Source organism: Pontibacillus sp. ALD_SL1, from assembly GCF_017355605.1.
Map to the genome: position 1 here is coordinate 1317605 of NZ_CP062974.1, position 19951 is coordinate 1337555.

24 protein-coding genes are annotated in these 19951 nt (G+C 41.5%); 15 read left to right on the forward strand and 9 right to left on the reverse strand.

The window, feature by feature from the left end; genetic code table 11:
* Nucleotides 1-26: 26 nt before the first annotated feature.
* From IMZ31_RS06605 to IMZ31_RS06625, 5 genes are all read right to left on the reverse strand, one after another.
* Complete coding sequence (locus tag IMZ31_RS06605; RefSeq protein WP_242705660.1) at nucleotides 27-674, reverse strand: LysE family translocator; 648 nt, start codon at nucleotides 672-674, stop codon at nucleotides 27-29.
* Nucleotides 675-745: 71 nt separating this feature from the next.
* Nucleotides 746-1444, reverse strand: coding sequence for a YqjF family protein (locus IMZ31_RS06610; RefSeq protein ID WP_242705661.1), 699 nt, complete (start codon nucleotides 1442-1444; stop codon nucleotides 746-748).
* 134 nt (nucleotides 1445-1578) lie between these two features.
* Complete coding sequence (locus IMZ31_RS06615) at nucleotides 1579-2382, reverse strand: alpha/beta fold hydrolase (RefSeq protein ID WP_207529769.1); 804 nt, start codon at nucleotides 2380-2382, stop codon at nucleotides 1579-1581.
* Nucleotides 2383-2752: 370 nt separating this feature from the next.
* Nucleotides 2753-3151 (reverse strand): SET domain-containing protein, encoded by a 399-nt coding sequence (locus IMZ31_RS06620; protein ID WP_207529770.1) that lies wholly within the window; start codon nucleotides 3149-3151, stop codon nucleotides 2753-2755.
* Nucleotides 3152-3350: 199 nt separating this feature from the next.
* Nucleotides 3351-3971: an acetate uptake transporter gene (locus IMZ31_RS06625; protein WP_207529771.1), complete on the reverse strand. Its 621-nt coding sequence runs from the start codon at nucleotides 3969-3971 to the stop codon at nucleotides 3351-3353.
* 528 nt (nucleotides 3972-4499) lie between these two features.
* Here IMZ31_RS06625 and IMZ31_RS06630 point away from each other — a divergent pair.
* The 4 genes from IMZ31_RS06630 to IMZ31_RS06645 all read left to right on the forward strand — a co-directional run bounded on the left by IMZ31_RS06630 (nucleotide 4500) and on the right by IMZ31_RS06645 (nucleotide 8386).
* Nucleotides 4500-5618 (forward strand): endonuclease, encoded by a 1119-nt coding sequence (locus tag IMZ31_RS06630; RefSeq protein WP_207529772.1) that lies wholly within the window; start codon nucleotides 4500-4502, stop codon nucleotides 5616-5618.
* 96 nt (nucleotides 5619-5714) lie between these two features.
* Complete coding sequence (locus IMZ31_RS06635) at nucleotides 5715-6368, forward strand: YdeI/OmpD-associated family protein (RefSeq protein WP_207529773.1); 654 nt, start codon at nucleotides 5715-5717, stop codon at nucleotides 6366-6368.
* A gap of 186 nt (nucleotides 6369-6554) precedes the next feature.
* Nucleotides 6555-7100, forward strand: a complete 546-nt coding sequence (locus IMZ31_RS06640; RefSeq protein ID WP_207529774.1) for a TetR/AcrR family transcriptional regulator — start codon at nucleotides 6555-6557, stop codon at nucleotides 7098-7100.
* A gap of 167 nt (nucleotides 7101-7267) precedes the next feature.
* Complete coding sequence (locus IMZ31_RS06645) at nucleotides 7268-8386, forward strand: MFS transporter (protein WP_207529775.1); 1119 nt, start codon at nucleotides 7268-7270, stop codon at nucleotides 8384-8386.
* Nucleotides 8387-8695: 309 nt separating this feature from the next.
* On the opposite strand, the gene IMZ31_RS06650 is transcribed toward IMZ31_RS06645, so the two are convergent.
* Nucleotides 8696-8938 carry a YuzF family protein gene (locus IMZ31_RS06650; RefSeq protein ID WP_242705662.1) on the reverse strand — a complete coding sequence of 81 codons (243 nt, stop codon included), beginning with the start codon at nucleotides 8936-8938 and terminating at the stop codon, nucleotides 8696-8698.
* A gap of 175 nt (nucleotides 8939-9113) precedes the next feature.
* On the opposite strand from IMZ31_RS06650, the gene IMZ31_RS06655 reads away from it, so the two are divergent.
* Both IMZ31_RS06655 and IMZ31_RS06660 read left to right on the forward strand, forming a co-directional pair.
* Nucleotides 9114-9695: a cell wall hydrolase gene (locus IMZ31_RS06655; protein WP_207529776.1), complete on the forward strand. Its 582-nt coding sequence runs from the start codon at nucleotides 9114-9116 to the stop codon at nucleotides 9693-9695.
* 391 nt (nucleotides 9696-10086) lie between these two features.
* Nucleotides 10087-10629 (forward strand): histidine phosphatase family protein, encoded by a 543-nt coding sequence (locus tag IMZ31_RS06660; RefSeq protein WP_207529777.1) that lies wholly within the window; start codon nucleotides 10087-10089, stop codon nucleotides 10627-10629.
* A 44-nt stretch (nucleotides 10630-10673) separates the two neighbouring features.
* Here the strand turns inward: IMZ31_RS06660 and IMZ31_RS06665 are convergent, their stop codons facing one another.
* Nucleotides 10674-10895 (reverse strand): helix-turn-helix domain-containing protein, encoded by a 222-nt coding sequence (locus IMZ31_RS06665; RefSeq protein WP_207529778.1) that lies wholly within the window; start codon nucleotides 10893-10895, stop codon nucleotides 10674-10676.
* 11 nt (nucleotides 10896-10906) lie between these two features.
* On the reverse strand, nucleotides 10907-11383 hold the full coding sequence (locus tag IMZ31_RS06670; protein ID WP_207529779.1) for a DUF2975 domain-containing protein: 477 nt from the start codon (nucleotides 11381-11383) through the stop codon (nucleotides 10907-10909).
* Nucleotides 11384-11536: 153 nt separating this feature from the next.
* Between IMZ31_RS06670 and IMZ31_RS06675 the strand changes: the two genes are divergently transcribed.
* The 3 genes from IMZ31_RS06675 to IMZ31_RS06685 all read left to right on the forward strand — a co-directional run bounded on the left by IMZ31_RS06675 (nucleotide 11537) and on the right by IMZ31_RS06685 (nucleotide 12939).
* Entirely contained in the window at nucleotides 11537-11842 is a 306-nt protein-coding gene (locus IMZ31_RS06675) for a hypothetical protein (RefSeq protein ID WP_207529780.1), read from the forward strand.
* Between the two features lie 129 nt (nucleotides 11843-11971).
* Nucleotides 11972-12220, forward strand: a complete 249-nt coding sequence (locus IMZ31_RS06680; protein ID WP_036781358.1) for a hypothetical protein — start codon at nucleotides 11972-11974, stop codon at nucleotides 12218-12220.
* Nucleotides 12221-12321: 101 nt separating this feature from the next.
* On the forward strand, nucleotides 12322-12939 hold the full coding sequence (locus IMZ31_RS06685; protein ID WP_207529781.1) for an NUDIX hydrolase: 618 nt from the start codon (nucleotides 12322-12324) through the stop codon (nucleotides 12937-12939).
* Nucleotides 12940-13324: 385 nt separating this feature from the next.
* Here the strand turns inward: IMZ31_RS06685 and IMZ31_RS06690 are convergent, their stop codons facing one another.
* Nucleotides 13325-14371 (reverse strand): NAD(P)/FAD-dependent oxidoreductase, encoded by a 1047-nt coding sequence (locus tag IMZ31_RS06690; protein ID WP_207529782.1) that lies wholly within the window; start codon nucleotides 14369-14371, stop codon nucleotides 13325-13327.
* Between the two features lie 134 nt (nucleotides 14372-14505).
* Between IMZ31_RS06690 and IMZ31_RS06695 the strand changes: the two genes are divergently transcribed.
* The 6 genes from IMZ31_RS06695 to IMZ31_RS06720 all read left to right on the forward strand — a co-directional run bounded on the left by IMZ31_RS06695 (nucleotide 14506) and on the right by IMZ31_RS06720 (nucleotide 19896).
* The gene (locus IMZ31_RS06695) at nucleotides 14506-15351 is read left to right on the forward strand and encodes an ABC transporter ATP-binding protein (RefSeq protein WP_207529783.1); all 846 of its coding nucleotides are present in this window, start codon (nucleotides 14506-14508) and stop codon (nucleotides 15349-15351) included.
* The gene (locus tag IMZ31_RS06700) at nucleotides 15302-16231 is read left to right on the forward strand and encodes an iron-hydroxamate ABC transporter substrate-binding protein (protein ID WP_207529784.1); all 930 of its coding nucleotides are present in this window, start codon (nucleotides 15302-15304) and stop codon (nucleotides 16229-16231) included. The genes IMZ31_RS06695 and IMZ31_RS06700 overlap by 50 nt, the downstream gene beginning before the upstream one ends.
* 58 nt (nucleotides 16232-16289) lie before the next feature.
* Entirely contained in the window at nucleotides 16290-17294 is a 1005-nt protein-coding gene (locus IMZ31_RS06705; RefSeq protein ID WP_371825495.1) for a FecCD family ABC transporter permease, read from the forward strand.
* Entirely contained in the window at nucleotides 17291-18301 is a 1011-nt protein-coding gene (locus IMZ31_RS06710) for a FecCD family ABC transporter permease (protein WP_207529785.1), read from the forward strand. Before IMZ31_RS06705 ends, IMZ31_RS06710 begins: the two co-directional genes overlap by 4 nt.
* A 203-nt stretch (nucleotides 18302-18504) precedes the next feature.
* Nucleotides 18505-19533, forward strand: a complete 1029-nt coding sequence (locus tag IMZ31_RS06715; RefSeq protein ID WP_207529786.1) for a serine hydrolase domain-containing protein — start codon at nucleotides 18505-18507, stop codon at nucleotides 19531-19533.
* A 12-nt stretch (nucleotides 19534-19545) separates the two neighbouring features.
* On the forward strand, nucleotides 19546-19896 hold the full coding sequence (locus IMZ31_RS06720; RefSeq protein ID WP_207529787.1) for a cupin domain-containing protein: 351 nt from the start codon (nucleotides 19546-19548) through the stop codon (nucleotides 19894-19896).
* The last annotated feature ends 55 nt before the right edge of the window (nucleotides 19897-19951 follow it).

Consider the following 19951-nt stretch of genomic DNA (forward strand, 5'->3'; position numbering starts at 1 on the left):
CCTCCTTACGATGAAGGAGGCGCTTTTTATAGTGCTTTTAGAACTAAAAGAATACACTGATACCCAAAATACCCCCCAAATCCCATCAACACACAGCTTGCAATGATACAAATGATCCTCATAGCTACCGCATTCATTAAGGTGCGACCGAAATGAACGGTCAAGGCGAGATTCGCGTTCCAAAGACCAATTCCTACAAAGACCAAACTACTTGTAAAAAAGGCGTAAAGGTGATTATCCTGTTGTAAACTTGAGCTTAAAACAGAGCCATAAATACTAATCCAAAATAATAAATTCATTGGGTTTGTTCCTGCGATTGTCATGCCGGTTGCATAGGATCTCCAACCTACATGTGGAAGATTTCGTTGGTCGTTCTCATCACGCTGGTCACGTTCAAAGCTCGTAAAAAAGTTGGCATATCCTGAATAGAGGAGAATGAGACAACCGAGTCCCATTAGGGTGATCTTCACCCAGATAAATCCTAAAACTTGTGATAGGCCAAAAAACATCGCTGCCATGAGAATCAAGTCTGAAGACATGCCTCCAAGCCCAACTAAAAAAGCAGGCCAAAACCCATAAAGTAACCCTCGTTTCACAATTTCGATGTTAATGGGTCCAACAGGGGCTGCAATGGATAAACCAAGTACGATCGAACTAATCATCAAAGGAAACATATTCTAACCCTCTCCAAATAGCTTGTCTATCATTAGTAAATGAGAGGAGAGGGGGAGTTTAGAACATCATTTTAATCATATCGTTGAAATGGAAAGATACTTGTGTGAAGGCTTTTTGAAAAATACGCTACAGGCTTTTGCTCAAATACATAAGAGGGGAGAAAGTCTGCTAATCCATTCATGGGTATCTCAACCTCTGCTTTTTGTAATTGCCAGTTTTGATGGAAAATCGGGCCTTTGTATATTCGTTTTCCTCGATTTACCCAAAGCGCATAACGTTCTGTAAGCCAGTACATCAAAGAGCCCGGTTGAGTTCTAAGTACAGGCGATAATGGACGGTACCTTGCGTGAAAATGAGAGTGTGGCAAACCAATATGGGTTCTCCGGCTTAAGAAATGAACCGTGTCATTTTTCTTCTGTAAGGACATTCGAGCAGTTACATAGTTTAATCCAAATATGTATCTGGCGATGCTGACCCCAGTAAGATGATTCGCATCTAATGTATAAAAATAAACACCTGGTTCTCCATTGTACCTAACGTACGTCCTGACGTTTAGTTCAAGTAACTCGTTAAAACCAGGGACAACAGGCAGCCCGCGAAGTTGAATATTTGCCATTTGAAACGGTACGATTGCGATCCATGCCCATCCGTCGTATGTGTCAATTTCAAAGCAACTCGGAACGTGTGGCCTTAGATCACTTACTTTAACAGGCCAATGTATAAATACTAAGTCATTCCACTCTTGTTTCATAATCCACGGTCTTCTCAAATGTTAAAACACCTCCTCATCCATATATTTGTTTACCCCGAGAAGTGTTAGAACATACATGACAAAGCGCTCTAAGGGAAGATAGAAAAAGGACTACTCACCATATCGGTGAATAGTCCTTCGAGTACGTCTACCTATTTTATGAGCTTTAGTAATTCTTCATTACATTTCTCGCGTTCGTCATAAATTAAACCGTGACCACTTATTTCAAAGGAGACGAATGTGGAGTTCTTAATTTCTTCGTGTAAAATTTCCGAGAAAGCATAATCACAAATGTTGTCGTCTTCTCCGTGCATAATCAGTGTAGGCACGTTAATGTACTCTAACACATGTCGTAAGTCTTCATCGCGTAGAGATTTCGCCGTCTCGATTGTCGCATGTCCGCTTGCCTCTAATCCTAAATGGAAAAACCATTCATTGAATGGAGCTGACGTAGCCTTATGGAAGAAGTTCACACCGAAGTCTTTCAGCGCGTTCGGACGGTCGTTTTGGAAAGCGTGAATTAGACCATCTACTTCTTCTTGAGCCATACCGTGCTGGAAACCATCACGGCTTGTAAAGCTCGGTGCCGCGGCTCCGATTAGAATAAGTTGTGTCAGTTCATCGTTCGCATGCTTCGTTGCGTACTGAATACTAATCGGCCCTCCCATTGAAAAACCTGCTAGGAAGAAGTTCTTGAGATCTAATGACTCAACAACGACTTTAATATCGTGAGCAAGTGTATCATAATCATAGCCAAATGCTGGCTTGTCTGACTGACCGAACCCGCGGAGGTCAATGCCGATAAAACGGTATCCTTTCTGAGGAAGTTCATTCATTTGATACTCGAACATCTTATGATTTAAAGGCCACCCATGAATGAAAACGATGGGCTGTCCTTCTCCTATATCTTCTACAAAAAGCTTAACTCCTGGTTCCACTTCAATAAAATGAGACATCCTAACACTCCTTATAAGTACATAGATAGTGCACGTATTCCCTCATAATGGAAGGATAAACCCGCGGAGAAAGAGGTCGGCGAGACCCGGTACTGAACGCAGTAAGGGAGGAGGCTCAAAAAAGAAAGGGGAAGTTCGACTAAAACCGTCACGTCAATAGCCAACGTCGAACGACCCCACATCGTGTGGGGCCGCACGCGGAAAGTGAGTCGTTTCCCAGACACCCCAAGTTCTCAATAACATAAAGGCCCCAATACGTTCTAACATGTCTCAGTTGAGAGTATTCAAAATTTTGCTCTGTTCTTTAGCAAGCATTTTAAATATGAAACCTGAAAATGGAGCCAGGTCTTAAACATAAAAATACGCCCCGTTAAGGGACGTATTTTAAAGAGTATTCTTTATCGAACCATAGAAGTTCTTGGTCATCAACAAAACCGTTATAGTTAATGAGGATTTCCTCACCAGCTTTAATATCCGTATAGGCGTAAAACTCGAACGTATCATTATCAAAGTTAATGACGTAATTTGAATTTGGTTGATACGAGTGGTTAAATAGCATGCCGTACCCTAGAAGAAGGGCGGTATGGTTCTCGCCGTATTCAAAAGCATAATCAGCAAGTAGTGTTTTCTCAATATGCTCATGGTCTTCGTTTGGATAAGGGATGACTGGGGCTTCATGGATTAGCTCACGCTTCTCTATATCGCGCGTAGCGAAAACTCCTCTGTTATACTCTCCATCTGAGAGACTCGATGTTTTAATTTCAATCATGTGTATCACCACGCATTCTAATAAACTATACTTAGTCTGACACGTCTCAACCAAAAAAACAACCCACCCTTTAGTGGAGTAAAAGGGTGAAGCGTGTCAGACACCCTTTCGTGCTGTAGTGCATTGCAGGGTGTCAGACACGCTTCAGTACATTAAAGCCCTGAACGGAAATCCGTTCAGGGCTCTTGAGAGTCTTCATTTAGTCTTTGAAGATGCCAAATGGCTTTCCTACTGGCAGGGTTACTCGACCGAAGTGGGTGTTGAGTACGCTTGCAGCGGAGCCGTAGAAGCTTAAGAGCGCGATGCAGAATTCTGCAATAGCAGCTAGTAAGTGCATAGCGTGTGGCATAATTCCTAAAGTAGATAGGGATAAACCGATAAATAAGAAATCAATAAAAACAAAGATAGAGAATAATACTTTATGGGTTTCCATAGCACCGACTGTCATGAATAGGCTGAAGATTAAGTATCCGATATAGGCAATACCTAATTGGTTAGGATCTACAGCAGCCGCGGCAGCCTCACCAAATACGCCAAAGTCGATTAACCACGATGTTCCAACGCCGAGCCAGAACAAACCGAACGCACCAAATGCTGTTGTACCAAATGTATTATTGTGTTTCGAATCCAGCATACTTGCGATAAGCTGCGCGATTCCTCCTAAGAAAATCGCCCATGGCAAGACAAAGGATACACCGTCTGTCCATCCTAACTTAGCTGAAGATGCCACAAGCGTCACCATCGCAAGACCAAATAAGCCAATAGCAGATGGGTCTGCCGTCGCTACTTGAACTCGCTGAGTAGATTGTTGTTCATTCATGATGATACCTCCTATTAAACATACTTAGCTAATTTACATAAAAATGAGCAAGCATGCAATAGGAATTCTAATGTAAGCGTGATTTTCATAAAAAAAGAAAAATGAAGAATTCAACAAAATGGAAAAAATTAATCGCTTCATGGTAGCAGGTCGTATTTTAAAGAGTTTAAAATAAAAAGGGAGTACGTCATGTGATATGAATAGGGGGGGATAGGGAAATGAATCAATCTGAAAATTACGAGGGCGCTTATTTTGGAGATATGTTTATTCAGTTTGGTGTTTTTGTAATCGTTATAGCGATTGTAACTTATCTAATAATAAGAAAGTTAAAGTCTTGAGATCAGAGAACATTCAATACATGATTAATGGAACATACATAAGTTTACGGTCATATAGTAGAAATTTTGTTAACGTTTTGTAGAGCCCTATTTTATAGAAAAACTATGTTTACTCAATAGAGAAGGAAATCATATGTGAAGCACGAAACTGTTCATAAAACCAAGACTGTCCACCAAGGGAGTGCTAACTATGAAAAAATCAAAACTATGGCTAATCAGTATTTTGCTCTTGCTAGGTGGGTGTGTTTCAGAAGTTAGTACCCTTCTTGACGTAGGAGAAGGGATAGGGGTACCAAACGGAAATAAGATAACAGTAGAAGGCTATATCGTAGGAGTGCCAACAGCGGTAGATTACGTTGAGCAGAGTAACTTCTCGAGTGACTATGCTTTGGCACTAGCTGATGATCCGAATGAATCCGACGTATCAAATATGATTTTTGTTAAACTGGATTCTCCCTACAGAAGCGAATTTGGCCTGCAAACGAATCCTGATAAGTTTGGAGAAGTCATTCGTGTAGATGGTACTCGTGATGATTACTTCAATCATGAAGGTGTAGAAGCCGTTACATCTATTACATTAGAAACGGATTCTGGAGATGATGGTGATTCGGGTGATGGCGGAGAAACAATAGGTGACTATTACCGGTCGGTTGAAGGGCTAACAGGAAATGCGCTGAAAGAAGAACTTCATTCGATTATAGATGATCATACGGAACTGTCTTATGACCAGGTATGGGAAGCGCTCCGTCACACGGACGAGGATCCAACGAACTCAAATCATGTGCTGCTTTTATATACAGGAGATTCGATTTCAAAATATGAAAACGGCGGGCTTATTGACGAATGGAACCGAGAGCACGTTTGGGCTAAATCCCATGGTGATTTCGGTACTTCGATGGGAGCAGGGACAGATATTCATCACTTACGACCAACTGATGTCTCAGTCAATTCCTCGCGAGGGAATTTAGATTTTGACAATGGGGGTAACCTCCATTCAGAAGCTCCAGATACGTATTATGATTCTGATTCATGGGAGCCTCGAGATGAGGTGAAAGGAGACGTAGCGCGGATGATCTTTTACATGGCCGTACGCTATGAAGGAGACAGCGGTGAATTGGATTTAGAGATTGCAGATACCGTTGGCACAAGTGGACCGTACTTAGGTAAGTTATCGACGTTAAAAGAATGGCATGAAAGCGACCCAGTTGATTCCTTTGAACGAAATCGAAATGAGATCATTTTCACAGACTACCAAGGAAATCGGAATCCATTTATTGATCATCCTGAATACGTCGAGCAGATTTGGTAGAATTCATCTCCAAGTCCTCCTTTCTTTAATAGGAAGGAGGACTTGCCTTATTCTATAAAGAATACTTCTATATACAAAAAGCAGGGAGTTTTCGATATGTCTATTACAGAGAAGCTAAAATTGGATAAGTTTAATCATTTTGTCGTATTAAACAAACCGGAGGATGTACAGGGGATTGATGTTGGTGCCAGTAATTTAGAAGAGGAGCATGATGGTGTGTTGATTTTTATCCACACAAAAGAAGAATTGCAAGAAAGGGTGAGGGAGTTTATTAAGAATCCTCGTCTTTTAAAGGAGAAGGGATATCTTTATGTGGCTTACCCGAAAAAAGGGAATAAACGGTTCAATACTTATGTACATAGGGATGAGTTGTTCAACCTTTTAGGCGTTGGGGAGGATCGTTATATTCCAGACACAAATATAAAGTTTTCTCGCTTGGTGAGTATGGATGAAGACTACACAATCGTGGGTTTAAAAAAAGAGAAGAAAAAAGCAAAGGCAAAAAACTCTCCTAGTCAATGTGTTGCAGATTACGAGGACCGCATTGAGGATGTTAAAGCCTTGCTCTCTAATCAACCAGAAGTTTTGAGTCAATTCGAAGATTTAACTCCAGGGTATCAAAGAGATTGGGCCCGACAAATTTATTCAGCAAAACAGCAGCAGACAAGAGATAAAAGAGTGGAAAAAATGATTGAAGTATTATCAAAAGGTTATAAGTCCCTTGACTTATATAGGAGAGATCAAAAGTAACTACTAGTGTATACTTCTAGTGGTTGTAAGGGTGAGATAAAAACAATGGTTGTTAGAGAAGAGAGTCCACTCTTTTTAGAGGGCTCTTTTTTTTATAAAAGTAATGTCATTTTCCTTTGACGTAGCACACCTATCGTGCTAACTTTAAAGTAGAATGAACGTTCTATCTAAACTGGAGGTTTGCCATTGAGTAAGAAGAGGAAACAACTTTTAAACGTAGCCGAACAATTATTTTACGATTACGGATTTCACGGTGTTGGTCTGAAGCAAATTATTCAAGAAGCCAATGTCGCTACCATGACGCTGTACAATCACTTCTCATCAAAAGATAAGTTAGTAGAGGAGTCGATTCGACACCGGGAGGAGCGGTATTGGGCTTACATGGATACGGTTAATCAACACACGGAAACCCCTTTTATTGCATTAGCAGAACAGCACGGACGATTTTTGAGTGACGTATCTCCTCAGGGTTGTATGTTTTTAAGAGCAATTGAAGTATATGCAGAAACAAATCCTGAGATCGCTCAAATTGCCCGTGATCATAAAGCAAAGCTACTCCGTTTTTTTGAAGAACTTGGGGAAAGCATAGGAATCAAGGAACATAAAGATTTCTCTTATCAATTCTTATTGATTTTAGAAGGTGCGACCTCGATGACACAGATAACAAATTCGGAGCAAGCAACCGCACACGCCATAACCATGACAAAACGATTACTAGAGACCTATCACTAAAAACGGCATCCGAACCTTGGGTACCGTTTTTCGTATAAGCTCATAAGCCAAAATAGAAACAAAGCGTGACTGCGACGATCTGCTTGCCCAACCGGTGAGCGTATCTTTTTTTACACAAAGTAGAAAGAACGTTCTATCTAAATTTCATGAAAAGGTGGGAATGAATAATGAAATTTACGAAACTCGTTTTTCCTGGCGTAACGATGATCGCGGTCACGTACGGACTAGCCCGTTATAGCTATGGCTTATTGCTGCCAAACATTCATGCCGCCTTTGGCATGTCAGATCTAGTATCTGGTATTATATCTTCTTTATTTTATCTCGCGTACTGTTTTACCATTCTCTATTCGACTGTAATGACTTCAAGAAAAGGTCCAAGACAAATGATCTTGCTCGCTGGTTCGTTTGCTTTGTTTGGACTACTTATTATAAGCGGCGCAAGATCAGAGTGGACGCTTGCGCTCGGGGTCTTACTGGCTGGGGGCAGTACGGGGCTCGTGTCTCCGCCTTATGGGGCAGCTATTGCCTTATGGATTAAAGAACCTTTACAAGGTAAAGCCAACACATGGATTAACTCCGGTACGAGTATTGGAATTGTGGTGACAGGAATGGCAGCGATCCTGCTTACACCGCATTGGCGCATGACGTATTTAATCTATGCAGCCATTGCCTTAATCGTATTAATCTGGAACTACAAAATCATTCCGAAAGAGGAATCTTCACTTCGATTTGAACAAGGACGCTTGTCGCTTAGTGCTTTAAAAGGAAGTCCTTCTATTGTAATAGGATCAATCTTAATGGGAGCTTCTAGCGCTTGCTTCTGGACATTCTCTCGTTCTTATATCGAGGTTTCAGGTGACTATACCAATCTAGAACTCTCTCTATTCTGGATTGTAATTGGTCTATTTGGCACATTAAGTGGCCTTGGGGGTGCCGTTATTGAGAAGATTGGTTTGCAAGCGGCCTATACGATATTTGGCGTCATGATGGGTATTGCTCCTATTTTGCTTGCCGTGGCACCTGGTGATCTGTTCTTGGCCTATACAGCAGCGGCTTTATTCGGTATTGCAAACTTGTTTATGATGGGATTGCTCATCGTATGGGGGATCCGTGTCTTCTCATCAAACGCTTCTTTAGGCATAGGAGTTCCATTCTTAATGCTATCCATCGGCCAAGTGATTGGTTCCATTCTTGCAGGTGGATTAGTAGGCGGTATAGGATATGCGTTAACATTTGGTATTTATGGCATCGTTTCAATTGTGGCTTCTTTCTTACGCACGGCATAACTCGATGGGACGCTCCCTATTCATAGGGGGCGTCTTTAGTAATGTCTTTGTATTGGGGGTGGTCCGTTACGGTAAAAGTGCTTGGGCTGGATGGAGGACCACTCGCTTTCCTGCGAGGAGCTGGGAAGCCTCCTATTCCCGCAGTCCTCCAGCCAGCCCTAATCATATATAGATAAACGGACCGTGGTTAGAATTTTAGAGTAAGCAGACCAACTAGCATACGCAACAAAAAAGGCTTTGAACTCTTAGTTAGAGGCCTTTTGGGGTTACGTGTAATATGCTAGATTGTTTCCATTACAGATTCTGCAGTTATAGAGGCATAATCGAGACGATTTGTTGAATACGTATGAAAAATGTTGAATCTCCGATCTGAAGTACAATATGATCGGGCTGTACTTCTGTTAAGGTTCCTCTTGTCGTATCTTTTGTTGTTTCAATGATTAATTCACTTCCCACTACGGATTGAAGGCGCTGAATGACAAATGGGTCAACTAATGTCTGGTATTGTGGGTCCATCCACCCTTCGCGCCAGCCTGTGTGGTGATAATACATTCTATTTCCTCCTTAGGCAAATGTCCATATACACTATGCAACTTGTGGGCTAGGTGTTCCCATCATTGCTATCTTCGGCTATCTCTTCCAGTAGTGGCAACAATTAATAGTGAAAACAAGTGAACTCTTGTGTTACCTTAATATCAGAAAACAGCAACTTGGAGGTCGATACAACGTGTTAAAGAAATTAGGAATTATTGCAACTATTACTTGTTCAATTTTCGCATTTTCATTCCCAGGCCAAAGTGAAGCTCATGCCAACACTCATAACGTCCAAAAAGGCGAATCTATATATACAATCGCAACGAAATATGGAGTATCTTACAAACAACTTCAGGAGATGAATGAGAAGGGTGAATCTACTATTCATCCTGGAGAACAGTTGAAGCTTCCTGTCGTTCCTAACGACTATGAAAGAGATTTATTGAGTCGTCTTGTTGAAGCAGAGGCTAAGGGTGAGAGCTATGCGGGGAAAGTAGCTGTTGCAACGGTTGTCTTGAACCGTGTTGAAAGTGATCTATTCCCTAATTCCATTCATAGTGTCATACACGATGGGATTCAGTTTTCTCCTGTATTAAATGGAACCATTAAAGAGCCAGCTAGCGCTGAATCAAAGCGTGCTGTTGAAGAAGCTCTTGATTATCAAGGCTATGACAATGACTCTCTCTTTTTCTATAACCCTGATAAAGCACAAAGTGACTATTTAAGTCAAAGAGAGGTTACTACGGTTATTGGTGATCACGTATTCATGAAATAGTAGATGAATAGAGCAAGCACTCCCTAATGAGTGCTTGCTTTTTTATATTATTGAAAGGTGAAATAAGGAAAATGGTGACAAGTCGAGTGAGGAAAAGTAAAACGAGCCCTTACTCATAAGGGCTCGTTTTGATATGGTTTATTCTCCAGAATAATTGCTTTCAGGTAGCGTATCCCAGAAGGAAGCGTCAGTGGATTCTAACGTATCATCAGCTAAAGCCTCCAGGGTAGATTTCATGGCTACAACAGCTTGTTGAATTAAATATCCATTACTCTTCTGCTTTCGATTGGAGTAAAAGGTACTACAATTTTTGTCAGAAAAAGTATGTTCTTGCAGGTAATCGTATGAAAGCATAGAAGTATGTAGTAGGAAATTTTGGAGGTGCAAAGGCGTGAATAAGGAAGTTTATATCATCCGACATTGTAAAGCTGAAGGGCAGGAGCCAGAAGCTTCGCTAACAAAAGAAGGAATGGCCCAAGCGGAGAAGTTACAGGTGTTTTTTCAAGATAAAGAAATTGATCGAATTCTCACTAGCCCCTATAAACCAGCGATTCAGTCAATCCATCCTCTTGGGCGAGAGAAACGAGTAGCTTTAGAAGAAGACGCGAGACTTGAAGAACGACATTTGAGTAGTGAACCTCTCACAGACTGGTTAGAAAAGTTAGAACGTACATACTCTGACAAGGAGCTTGCTTATGAAGGAGGCGAGTCTAGTCGTATAGCATCGGAGCGGGCTATGTCTGTTTTAGAAGAGGTGCTTCAGGGTGAAGGGAGGATTATTATTCTTGTCACACATGGAAACTTGATGTCGCTGATATTAGGGGAATTCGACCAAAGCTTTGGATTTGAAGAGTGGAAGAGATTGAGTAACCCAGACGTGTATCGGATCAAACCTTTTAGTAGAACAGTAGAACGAATATGGGTGGAGGATTGAATTAAAATAAAACAAGAGCCACTCTATATAGAGTGGCTCTTGTTTTATTCCGCTTCCTCTTCATCTTCCTTGTACTCCAAAATGTCACCAGGCTGACAATCAAGTGCTTTACAAATTGCATCAAGCGTTGTTACGCGGATAGCCTTGGCTTTCCCGTTTTTTAGTATGGACATATTCGCCATTGTGATTCCGACCCGCTCAGAAAGCTCCGTAACACTCATCTTTCGCTTCGCTAGCATTACATCGATGTTAATAATAATCGCCATGTCATTTCACCTCAAACTGTTAGGTCGTTTTCTGATTTTATATCTACAGCACTTTGTAGCAATTCTTGCAAGACGGTGGAGAAGACAGAAATAATTAGGCAGGCAAAGATGATGGCAAGCCACATCAAGATAATGCCAGGTTGTAGAGCGCTTTGAGTGATGAGTATAACCATTCCTGCAATGTACATTCCTAAAATAATAAGGGCATCGTATTTAATCTTCCGAAGTAATTCAACAGCTCGCTCAGAGAAGGCTGTTTTCTCTTCAATTAGTTGTAAAAGTTGATACGCCTGATAAAGAGCCATTAAAAAGGGAACAACCGTTAAATTAATCCCGATTAATACAGGATACTGCAAATGGCTGAACTCCGGATAAGATTGTGCTGCTTCTGAAGCTAACAGGGGAAGAGCGAATAAACTTAAAGAAACTACAATCACCCCAAACAGGATAAGGGAAACTTTTAAAAAAAACGTCGTTCCTCGTTTCATAATGCACCTCTTTTTATGTATGATGCTCTAATTATAAGGTTTTATTTATTGATTTACAATAAATTATTATCTGTTTATAATAAATATATGTTGTTTAGAGATTTTTGGAAATTAAATTTTGATTGGGTGCACGGATAGCAAAGGGAGGGCTTTATGAAGAAAAAATTTTTTGCAGGCGTCATGTTGTTGTTCCTTGTCATGGGGCTTACTATATTTAGTCCTTATAACGTACTTTCTGAATTTAACGAGAAACGTGCTGTAAAATCCTTTATTTCTTCAGATCGTAAATTTAAAGGGTTAGAGATTGTAGATATAGATTACAGAGGGTCTGATACATACTTGATCCAAACAAAAGACGGCGATCTTATGAGATACTTCATTGTTATGAGATATAACTCTTCTGTAATGAATGGGCACTGGAAGGTGTTTGAAGAAACCTCGAGAGAGCACTATTATTGATAGTCAGAGATGTAGCTTATAACACGAGGCCAGGTGAATAAACTGTCCAAAAACGAACGAGAATGGACATTTGTGAAGAAAATGGGTAAAATAACGGAAGTAGCTTAGAGAAGAAATGAGGACATTTACATGAAGGATCGTACATTTCTGTATATCATTGGTGGCGTGGCCATCGTATCTTGGTTGCTTTATTTTGCAGCGTATTTTAACCATTACAAAATGCATTATATCGTTGAAGGATTGATATTCAGTGCATCAGCCACTATTCTTTACTTCGTACTCGTCGCAAGTTTCTTTAAGGGAAGCGGCGGAAGAAAAGTGACAGGCACTATTCTTGGACTTGTAGCGGCAACATTTGTGGTTGTCATCGCTTTATAAAAGGTGAAAGCCAAAGGGCTTTCACCTTTTGTTTTAAGCGTGAAGAATGGGGAATCCATTCAAACCTGCTATAGTAGAAATGTAGGGAAAGGGGGGATTTCATGAACTTGAAAACCATACAAGACAAATTAGAACAACACATCCCAACTATTATCGGGGAAGAATCAATGAAAAAGTACTCATTGTTTTTACCCATTATAGAAAAAGAAAATGAACTCCACCTTATGTTTGAAGTACGTTCTCATACAATGAGACGGCAGCCTGGTGAAGTTTGTTTCCCGGGCGGAAAAATGGATCGGGATGATCAAGGTCCATTGCATACGGCTGTTCGAGAAGCATCGGAGGAGCTTGGCGTTCGTCCTGGTGCCATGACCGATGTCTATTCCTTTGGTCAAATGATCTCGCCATTTGGTATGAAGATTGAAGCGTATGTTGGCTTGCTCCACTGTGAAGAAAAAGAGCTAGAGCCAAATCCAGATGAAGTAGCTGAAGTATTTACCGTTCCTCTTCAATACTTTTTAGAACATGATCCGACCGTGCACTATGTTCAAATGGAGATCAAACCTGATCCAGACTTCCCTTATCACTTAATTAGCAATGGCGAAGATTACGAGTGGCAAGCACGGAAGTATGAAGAATATTTTTATCAGTATAACGACCGTGTCATCTGGGGATTAACAGCTCGTGTGCTGCGTTCGTTCATTCATATGATTCGATAAGACCTGGTATGAGGCCGGGTCTTTTTTTGTTGGACCTGTTTTAGTTTGAGTCGCTTACTCGGTGCGTGGAGGAGAACTCGGAGTCGGAACCCCTCAGCTTGAGCCGGAATTACGAAAACATGAGCCAGTATAGCGAATCATGAGCCAATAAAGTTCAACACGAGCCAGAAATGGTAATCTTGAGTCGTAAAAAATCAAACATGAGCCGTTTTCTTAAAAAGTAGAGCCATAATGGACTGGACTTGAGTCAGAAACTCATAACTTGAGCCACTCGTCCGCGGGTGTGACGCGGACTTGAGTCAGAAACTCGTAACATGAGCCACTCATCCGCCACTGCTCGAGCCACTCATCCACTTCTGCCAAGCCATATAACAAGGTCCCCTAGCTACTTCACAAGACTCTCCACAATATTCTTATTCTTTTCCTTAAAAATCGCATTATGAGAAGACACCATCGCCTTAGCCGTCGCGTTTGGTTCAATGTATTGCTTCGCTTTATTCACAGCATTGGCAGCGTCCTGGAAAGCGCCTGCAATGAGATTCAGCTTCCCGTCGTGAGCTAATATATCTCCTGCTGCATACATTCCTGGTATTGAGGACTCACTATTTTCATTCCCTGCAATAAAATAATGATCTTTTCGCTCAACAGGGAGGGGGCTATGATCAAGAAGGGATGCATCCTGGTCGAAGCCATGATTGATGAGAACTTCATCCACATCTATCGAGATAGCGTCACCGCTTTTATGGTTAACAAGCTCCACTGTATCAATGTGATGTCCATCATCTGTACATAGTTTCGTAATCTCTGTATGTAACAAACAAGTTGCTGAACTTTCAAGCAGTTGAGATACTTGGGCCTCGTGTCCTTTTAGTTCTCCTTTGCGGTAAGATACGTACACCTTCTTCGCAATTGGAGTCAGTTCGTTCGCCCAATCGATGGCTGAATTACCGCCGCCTGAAATAAGAACGGTTTTATCTTTAAATTCTTTTAAAGATTGAATGGTGTAGTGGAGGTTCGAAACTTCAAAGCGTTCAGCACCTTCAATCTGAAGCTTTTGCGGCTGTAAGATTCCGCTCCCTACAGCAACAATGACTGTTTTGGAGTAATGAACGGCTCCAGAAGAAACGGTTAGTTCAAATATACCTTCCTCGTTTTTCTGTACTGATTCTACCTTTTCTCCTAAAACAACCTCAGGATCAAAAGAAAGACCTTGCTCTACTATACTCTCAATAAGTTTCTCACCAGGAGTAGGGAGCAAGCCTCCTACGTCCCACACAATTTTCTCAGGGTAGACATGAACCTTGCCACCAAGCTGAGGTTGGAACTCAATAATTTTCGTTTTCAGTTCCCGCAACCCGCTATAGAACGCGGAGTATAAACCAGCAGGGCCACCACCGATAATCGTTACGTCAAAGCATTCTTCATTATGCATGTGTTCCACTCCTTTTATAAAAACAAACTTCTAGTTGACATCGATTCTCATTCGCATTATAGTTTACATTGTACTGCTAGTGATAATCATTATCAACATAAATTGTGCACAATTTTGAAATCAGGAGGGTACATATGACTCGCCTTTTTACTGAGAACGTGAACGTAGGGTACGGGGAGAAGACAATCGTGAAGGATTTGCACGTGGAGATCCCTGATCAACAAATAACCACCATCATTGGTTCGAATGGCTGTGGGAAGTCGACGCTCTTAAAAGCGATGACCCGTATTCTTTCCCATCAATCCGGTTCGATTATATTGGATGGTGAATCAATCACACGACAGAATACGAAAGAACTCGCTCGGAAGCTCGCTATTTTGCCCCAAAATCCTGAAGGTGCTAGTGGGTTAACGGTAGGTGAGCTTGTATCTTATGGTCGATTCCCTTACCAAAAAGGTTTCGGTCGCTTAACAAAGCGAGATATGGAAGTGATCGAGTGGGCACTTGAAGTGACAGGCACAGCGGAATTTAAATACCAGGCAGTTGATTCCTTATCAGGTGGACAGCGTCAACGGGTTTGGATTGCGATGTCACTGGCTCAGGAAACGGATATGATTTTCCTTGATGAGCCGACCACATATCTTGATATGGCTCACCAGCTTGAAGTGCTAGAGCTACTGCAGAAGCTGAACCAGGAAGAAGGGCGGACGATTGTAATGGTTCTTCATGACTTGAATCAGGCGGCTCGTTTTGCAGATTATATTGTCGCTATGAAAGATGGGGAAATTGTGAAGGCTGGGAGCCCGGAAGACGTCATTCAGCGTGATGTGCTCAGAGATGTATTTAGTATTGATGCAGACATAGGACGCGATCCGAGAACAAATAAACCAATGTGTGTAACATACAACTTATGGAAGGGAGAACAACAAAATGAAGAAGATTCAAATCACACTGCTTCTTATGCTAGCGCTTGTTCTTAGTGCTTGCTCCAATAGTGCAGGAGGGAATACAGAAGAAGACACAACGAAGAAAGAGGAGACAGGTTCAGAAACCTTTACATACGAATCGGAAAATGGACCTGTAGAAGTTCCGAAAGACCCTGAACGTGTTGTCGTGTTATCTTCATATGCAGGAGACTTAATCAACCTTGATGTCAACATGGTCGGTGTAGACTCATGGTCAAAGAATAACCCTAGATTCCAAGATGATCTTGAAGGAGTAGAAGCTGTAACAGCTGATAATCTTGAGAAAATTATTGAACTAGATCCTGATCTTATCATTGGATTATCGTCTACTAAGAATATTGAAAAGTTAAAGGATATTGCTCCAACAGTTACATACACATACGGAAAAGCGGGTTACCTAGAGCAGCATATCGAGATTGGTAAACTCGTAAACAAAGAAGAACAAGCACGTGAATGGGTAGAAGATTTCGAGAAGCGCGCGAAAGAAGCAGGAGAGAAGATTAAAGATAAGATTGGTGAAGACGCAACGGTTTCTGTTATTGAGAAGTTCGACAAGCAAATCTACGTATTCGGCGATAACTGGGCACGCGGTACAGAAATTCTTTACCAAGCAATGGATCTGAAAATGCCTGAGAAAGTTAAAGAAATGGCGCTTGAACCAGGTTACTACGCGATCTCACCTGAAGTACTTCCAGAGTATGCAGGAGATTACGTAATTTTTAGTAAGAACAGTGAACAGGATAACTCATTCCAAGAAACGAAAACGTATCAAAACATTTCGGCTGTAAAGAACGATCAAGTCTTTGAAGTAGATGCGAAAGCTTTCTACTTTAATGATGCAAACTCGCTAGATTACCAACTTGATTACTTTAAAGAAGCCTTCCTAGGTGAATAACAGAAAAAGAGGATCATCATATGATCCTCTTTTTTACATAAATACCAATTTAAGAAAGATGATGACAATGAAAAAACTCTCGTTTCCAATTCAACTAATGATCGGGATCGTCCTTTGTGTTTTGTCCTTCCTGTTGGCTTTACGCTTAGGGGCAGCTGACCTTTCCTTTAAAGACATATGGATGACATTCATGACAGATGTAGAGAATGAATCAACGCTCCTCTTGTCGGAAATTCGCATCCCTCGTGAAGTAGGAGCCATTGTAGTAGGTGCAGCTCTTGCGGTTTCAGGTGCGATCATGCAAGGCCTTACGAAAAATCCTCTTGCCGATCCAGGCCTTCTTGGATTAACCTCGGGCGCGAATATGACACTAGCGATTGCACTTGCGTTACTACCGGGGGCAAATTACATCTGGATCACAATCGCTTGCTTTATAGGTGCAGCGATTGGTGCTGGCCTTGTTATGGGGATTGGCTCTATGAAAAGAGGTGGCTTCTCTCCATTTCGAATTGTGTTGGCAGGAGCTGCGGTGTCGGCTTTCCTTACAGCCATTGGAGAATTTATTGGCTTATATTTTCACGTTTCAAAAGATATTACGATGTGGACTGCAGGTGGTTTAATGGGGACCTCATGGAGTCAGCTTCAACTCATTATTCCTTTTATTGTTATAGGAGTCTTGGTAGCTCTCATCTTATCGAAGCAGCTCACCATTTTAAGTCTGAACGAAGAACTAGCGGTTGGCTTAGGTCAGAAAGTAACGTTAATTAAATTAGCCCTCTTTACCGTTGTGATTATACTAGCTGGCTCAGCTGTTGCATTGGTTGGGAATATGGTGTTTATCGGGCTTATGATTCCACACATCGTCAGAGCGATGGTAGGAACGGATTATAGGTTTATTATTCCCATATCCGTTTTCGTTGGAGCGGCGTTTATGCTCATAGCTGACACGGTAGGACGGACGATTAACGCTCCCTATGAAACGCCTGTAGCCGCCATTATTGCGTTACTTGGACTGCCTTTCTTCTTATATATTGTAAAAAGGGGAGGGGGGGTATTCTCATGATTCATCCAAAACTTGTACGAAAACAACGTCTACTAGTAGCTTTCCTTTCGTTTTTCATGATTGGTACTGCATTTGTAGCAACAGGTCTTGGATACTCTTCGGTGTCCTTTGATCGAATTCTTCCTACACTAATGGGCGATGGGACTTTTAAAGAATCATTTGTGATTTTCTCTGTTCGACTTCCGAGGATTGTCATCACCGTGTTGGCAGGAATGGCCCTTGCTTTATCGGGTGCGATCTTGCAAAGTATTACGAGAAATGACCTCGCTGACCCTGGAATTATTGGTATTAACGCAGGTGCTGGGCTTGGAATAGCCGTATACTTCTTGTTCTTTCCGGTACAAGTAGACACATTTGTATACATGATTCCGGCTGTTGGTTTTCTTGGTGCGATTGTTACTTCAGCTCTTATTTATTTCTTCTCGTATCAAAAGCATGTGGGATTTCAGCCGGTTCGTTTAGTCCTTGTCGGAATTGGATTTGCCATGGCTTTATCAGGATCTATGATCATTCTGATTTCCTCCGCTGAACGACAGAAAGTCGATTTTATAGCCAACTGGTTAGCGGGAAACATATGGGGGACGGACTGGCCATTTGTTCTAGCTTTACTTCCATGGCTTGTGATCCTTATTCCGTATACACTTTACAAGGCGAATCGTATGAATTTATTAAGCTTAAGTGAACCTATTGCGATCGGAGCAGGGGTCTCCATTGAGAAAGAGCGAGCCACGCTTCTAATCGCAGCGGTTGCTCTTGCAGCAGCTTCAGTCTCGGTGACAGGTGGAATCGCCTTTATCGGTCTATTAGCTCCTCATTTAGCAAAAGCTCTCATTGGACCAAGAGCACAAAGCTATATTCCCATTTCAATTCTTTTGGGAGGGCTCCTTTTATTAATTGCTGATACAGTGGGACGAAATGTGTTGGACCCTGAGGGGATTCCAGCAGGTATTATGACCGCTCTTATTGGAGCTCCTTACTTTATATATCTTCTTATTCGGAAGACATAAAACAGTCTCGTACTTAACGAGGCTGTTTTATTTTATATACCACCTTATTACATTCCTTCTATTGAACATACTTATTGTAGAAGTAACAATTTCAAATTTAGGCCAGCCCATTATTCTAGAAAATAAAGGATATTCTCTGTTAAGCTTGAAATAAATTTAGAAGGAAATATTGTACATAAATGTAAAAAGGGGTGCGGATTACTATGAATCGATCAGCTATTGCGATCCGGCAGAAGCTTGAGGATCAGATGTTACGGACACATTTCTCTGGATCGATCTATATAGAGCAAAAGAACGAAGTCTTATTTGAAGCAGCAGGTGGGGATGCCGACCGGTCAGAAGAAAGGAAAAACACGATTGACACTCGGTTCGGGATCGCATCTGGGTGTAAGTTGTTTACGGCTATCGCAATCTGTCAGCTTGTGGATAAAGGAGCTATTTCGTTTTATTCAAAACTATCTAATTGCGTTGATCAATCTTTTCCGACCTTTGATGAGGGAATTACCATCCATCATTTACTCACTCATACATCGGGCATTCCTGATTATTTTGATGAAGATGAAATGGATGATTTCGAAGCACTATGGAAGACTGTTCCGATGTATACACTCAGGAATTGCAGTGATTTCTTACCAATGTTTGAAAAAGGGAGAATGAAATTTCAGCCCGGTGACGATTTTCATTATAACAATGCGGGATATATCATACTTGGACTTGTAGTAGAAGCTCAGACAGGTATGAAATTTCAGGAATACATAGAAGAGCACGTATTTAAACCAGCTGGAATGATGAGTTCTGGGTACTTTGCTCTCGATCAGCTCCCAAGTAATGTGGCTTATGGCTATGTGGAATTAGATGATGGCTCATGGAAAACCAATCAGTATTCCATTCCTGTTATGGGGGGAGCTGATGGAGGGGCATACGTAACCGCACCTGATATGGGCAGACTTTGGAAAGCTCTTTTAGGCGGTACACTTTTAGAGGAAGAAACGCAGCACGAAATGTTTACCCCCCATGTGGATGTGAGGAAAGACGTTTACTATGGATATGGGTTATGGATTCATAAGAAGGAAGATCAACTATATAAATACCATGTCATGGGTTATGACCCTGGTGTAAGCTTTCACTCGGCTTATTATCCGAATGCTAATATTGTAATCGCTGTGCCATCTAACCATAGTGATGATGCGTATGATGTGATGAAAGCGGTGGAAGACACACTAATCGATTAAGGCGGGATAGGTATGGAGTGGTTTCGGTTCGATGAGAAGGTAGGGAAGCCGATTACAGAATTCGGTTCAGACTTCATTATGTCTAAGGTAGTAGTGACAGAGGAAAAGACACATGTGACGTGCATGCATCTACCAGAGGGAGGAAAAATTGGGTATCATCCGGCTGTTGTGAACCAACTCCTTCTTGTTGTAAAAGGGGAAGGAACGGTTTGTGGAGAAGAGCGGGAATATATTACGATTTCTGAAGGAGAAGCTGTGTTTTGGTTGAAAGGGGAGAAGCATGAAACCCGTACAGAAAATGGGTTAATCGCCCTTGTCATTGAAGGGGATGGGGTTACGCCTTCTTTGATGGCATCGCAATAATATTCAGGAGATTGAAAGTTTTGCATACAATCTAGTGAAAAGTAGATAATGAAAA

Bases quoted from the DNA above. Each gene is read 5' to 3' on its own strand.
- IMZ31_RS06605 (WP_242705660.1), bottom strand. From the start codon at position 674: ATGTTTCCTTTGATGATTAGTTCGATCGTACTTGGTTTATCCATTGCA.
- IMZ31_RS06615 (WP_207529769.1), bottom strand. From the start codon at position 2,382: ATGTCTCATTTTATTGAAGTGGAACCAGGAGTTAAGCTTTTTGTAGAA.
- IMZ31_RS06620 (WP_207529770.1), bottom strand. From the start codon at position 3,151: ATGATTGAAATTAAAACATCGAGTCTCTCAGATGGAGAGTATAACAGA.
- IMZ31_RS06625 (WP_207529771.1), bottom strand. From the start codon at position 3,971: ATGAATGAACAACAATCTACTCAGCGAGTTCAAGTAGCGACGGCAGAC.
- IMZ31_RS06630 (WP_207529772.1), top strand. From the start codon at position 4,500: ATGAAAAAATCAAAACTATGGCTAATCAGTATTTTGCTCTTGCTAGGT.
- IMZ31_RS06635 (WP_207529773.1), top strand. From the start codon at position 5,715: ATGTCTATTACAGAGAAGCTAAAATTGGATAAGTTTAATCATTTTGTC.
- IMZ31_RS06645 (WP_207529775.1), top strand. From the start codon at position 7,268: ATGAAATTTACGAAACTCGTTTTTCCTGGCGTAACGATGATCGCGGTC.
- IMZ31_RS06650 (WP_242705662.1), bottom strand. From the start codon at position 8,938: ATGTATTATCACCACACAGGCTGGCGCGAAGGGTGGATGGACCCACAA.
- IMZ31_RS06665 (WP_207529778.1), bottom strand. From the start codon at position 10,895: ATGGCGATTATTATTAACATCGATGTAATGCTAGCGAAGCGAAAGATG.
- IMZ31_RS06670 (WP_207529779.1), bottom strand. From the start codon at position 11,383: ATGAAACGAGGAACGACGTTTTTTTTAAAAGTTTCCCTTATCCTGTTT.
- IMZ31_RS06675 (WP_207529780.1), top strand. From the start codon at position 11,537: ATGAAGAAAAAATTTTTTGCAGGCGTCATGTTGTTGTTCCTTGTCATG.
- IMZ31_RS06680 (WP_036781358.1), top strand. From the start codon at position 11,972: ATGAAGGATCGTACATTTCTGTATATCATTGGTGGCGTGGCCATCGTA.
- IMZ31_RS06685 (WP_207529781.1), top strand. From the start codon at position 12,322: ATGAACTTGAAAACCATACAAGACAAATTAGAACAACACATCCCAACT.
- IMZ31_RS06690 (WP_207529782.1), bottom strand. From the start codon at position 14,371: ATGCATAATGAAGAATGCTTTGACGTAACGATTATCGGTGGTGGCCCT.
- IMZ31_RS06695 (WP_207529783.1), top strand. From the start codon at position 14,506: ATGACTCGCCTTTTTACTGAGAACGTGAACGTAGGGTACGGGGAGAAG.
- IMZ31_RS06700 (WP_207529784.1), top strand. From the start codon at position 15,302: ATGAAGAAGATTCAAATCACACTGCTTCTTATGCTAGCGCTTGTTCTT.
- IMZ31_RS06705 (WP_371825495.1), top strand. From the start codon at position 16,290: ATGATGACAATGAAAAAACTCTCGTTTCCAATTCAACTAATGATCGGG.
- IMZ31_RS06710 (WP_207529785.1), top strand. From the start codon at position 17,291: ATGATTCATCCAAAACTTGTACGAAAACAACGTCTACTAGTAGCTTTC.
- IMZ31_RS06715 (WP_207529786.1), top strand. From the start codon at position 18,505: ATGAATCGATCAGCTATTGCGATCCGGCAGAAGCTTGAGGATCAGATG.
- IMZ31_RS06720 (WP_207529787.1), top strand. From the start codon at position 19,546: ATGGAGTGGTTTCGGTTCGATGAGAAGGTAGGGAAGCCGATTACAGAA.